Source organism: Luteibacter sp. P4_D7_3, from assembly GCF_056401735.1.
Map to the genome: position 1 here is coordinate 1 of NZ_JBFUIT010000452.1, position 2,400 is coordinate 2,400.

The following is a 2,400-nucleotide window of genomic DNA, read 5'->3' on the forward strand; positions in this document are numbered from 1 at the left end:
ATCAGGGTCCGACCCACGTAGAACGGTGCCGAAAGAAGGGCGCGGTCGCCCAGGTCGGCCACGACCATGCGGTCACTGGTCGAAGGCAGCAGGTCGACGCGATGCTCGGTGAAGGCTTTGACGGACTCCTCCCACGAGGAGGTGCGCAACGTCTCGAAACGGACGCCCGTATGTTCCGCGACCAACGCCAGGTACTGGCTGACCAGGGGATTGGCTTCCCCACCACGAATCTCGGCGCCCTGCTGCGGGTCGATCGCAAGACGCAGCACGGGATGCTGCGCGACCCAGCGCTGGCGATCGGGATCCGGCGGATCCGTTGCAGCACCGGCGGTCATCATGAACCCGATCAGGAAACACGCGATCCATCGCCTCACTTCGACGGCACCTCGCTGTCCGATGCCAGCAGGTACGCGCGCAGCATATGCAGTTCGTTATCCGCTCGGATATCCAGCTTCCGGTAGGCCGCCGTCTTCTGGGTGCTGACCGTCTTCAGGCTGCGGTTGAACTTGTTGGCGATCTGCGTCACCGACAGGCCTTCCAGCACACAGCGAACGACCTCCCATTCGCGAGGTGAAAGGTCAGCCATGGGATGAGCCGCCAATCCGCTGACCATACCCGGTGGCAGGTATTCCCGCTCGGTCATCACGGCGTCGATGGCACGAATAATCTCATCGAGCTCCTGGCTCTTCGCGACGAAGCCGTGTGCACCTGCCTGCAAGAGGCTGCTGATGACCAGGCGCGAACCGTGAGCGGAGACAACGAGAATCTTCAACGCCGGATGCGACGCCCGAAGCAGCTTGATCAGCGCGACACCGTCGATGTCATCCATGGCCAGGGAGTAGTCGATCAGGGCGACGTCCACGGGCATGGCCGCCAGCATCGCCCGGAAGGGCTGGCTGCTGCCGTGGCTGCCGACGATCAGGATCGAAGGGATTCTCTCAAGGTGCGCAATGAGCCCTTTGAGGACGAGCGCATGATCGTCCAGCAAGGCCACGCGCACTGAGCCGGTGTAGGTTCGCGCGGACATGAGTCGATCGGGGGGCTGCCTTGTAGTCATATGCCCTGCCTCTTAAGCGGAGCGGAATGAACGATATATCGGCGATGGAGGCTTGTAAACGCCAGTAGCTCCATGAATGTCGTATCGGCCATTCGGCTACCTCCGTAAGCCGTACAGGCAATCCACCAGTGGATTGCTAACCTCTCATCGCCCCGCAAGACGGGGATTCCCGACCAACAAGGGGTAGGACGCGGGCATGGATACAGTAAGCCGCAGACCGGCCGGCACCGCCGCCGTGCGCGAACCCGTCGCCGACGGCCAGCCGTACGAGCGTGCGGGGGAAGCCGTCACACTCTCGCTGGACACGGTGCGCATCGGCATTGTCGGATTGGGGTACGTGGGCCTGCCGCTCGCCGTCGAATTCGGCAAGCGGTACGCAACCCTCGGATTCGACATCAATTCCGGTCGCATCGAAGAGCTCCGCCGCGGCCATGACGTCACGCTGGAGGTGGATGGCGAGGAGCTTGTCGCCTCGCGTCGGTTGCGTTTTTCCTCAGGAATCGACGATCTGGCCGAGTGCGATGTCTRCATCGTCACCGTGCCGACGCCGATCGACGACGCTCGGCGGCCGGACCTTACGCCACTGATGCGCGCGAGTGAGACCCTCGGCAAAGTGCTCAAGCGCGGCGACATCGTGGTCTATGAATCGACGGTTTATCCGGGCTGCACCGAAGAGGTCTGCGTGCCCATCCTGGAGAAATTCTCCGGCCTCGTCTTCAACGAAGATTTCTTTGCCGGCTACAGTCCGGAACGCATCAACCCGGGCGACAAGACGCATCGTGTTACGGGAATACTCAAAGTCACCTCGGGATCGACCCCGGCCACGGCGGACTTCGTCGACGCGCTGTACCGCTCGGTGATCACGGCAGGCACGCATCGGGCCAGCTCGCTCAAGGTAGCCGAGGCGGCCAAGGTGATAGAGAACACCCAGCGTGATCTCAACATCGCCCTGGTCAACGACCTCGCCATTCTCTTCAACAAGCTGGGCATCGACACCCTCGAGGTGCTCGAAGCCGCCGGCACCAAGTGGAATTTCCTGCCTTTCCGGCCCGGATTGGTCGGCGGACACTGCATCAGCGTCGACCCTTACTACCTGACCCACAAGGCGCAGCAGGTCGGCCACCATCCCGACGTAATCCTCGCCGGCCGGCGCACCAACGACGGCATGGGCACGTACATTGCCTCGGAAGTGGTACGGCTGATGGTGCGCAAGGGGATCAATCCCGTGCGCGCCCGGGTCCTGATCCTCGGCCTGGCCTTCAAGGAAAACTGCCCGGACCTGCGCAACACCCGCGTGGTSGACATCATCAACGCCCTCGACACCTATGGCGTCGGCGTGGACG

General features: G+C 62.8%; 3 protein-coding genes. 1 reads left to right on the plus strand and 2 read right to left on the minus strand.

The genetic code is table 11. The features are described 5' to 3' along the window. Both AC1DSN_RS21375 and AC1DSN_RS21380 read right to left on the minus strand, forming a co-directional pair. A partial coding sequence (locus AC1DSN_RS21375) for a type 2 periplasmic-binding domain-containing protein (RefSeq protein ID WP_477332749.1) occupies positions 1–338 on the minus strand: 338 nt, incomplete at its 3' end. A gap of 32 nt (positions 339–370) precedes the next feature. Beyond that, positions 371–1,027 (minus strand): response regulator, encoded by a 657-nt coding sequence (locus AC1DSN_RS21380; RefSeq protein ID WP_063571298.1) that lies wholly within the window; start codon positions 1,025–1,027, stop codon positions 371–373. Between the two features lie 328 nt (positions 1,028–1,355). On the opposite strand from AC1DSN_RS21380, the gene AC1DSN_RS21385 reads away from it, so the two are divergent. Then, a partial coding sequence (locus AC1DSN_RS21385) for a nucleotide sugar dehydrogenase (RefSeq protein WP_477332751.1) occupies positions 1,356–2,400 on the plus strand: 1,045 nt, incomplete at its 3' end.

Excerpts from the sequence above, each read along its gene's own strand:
- AC1DSN_RS21380 (WP_063571298.1), bottom strand. The coding sequence starts at position 1,027 with ATGTCCGCGCGAACCTACACCGGCTCAGTGCGCGTGGCCTTGCTGGAC.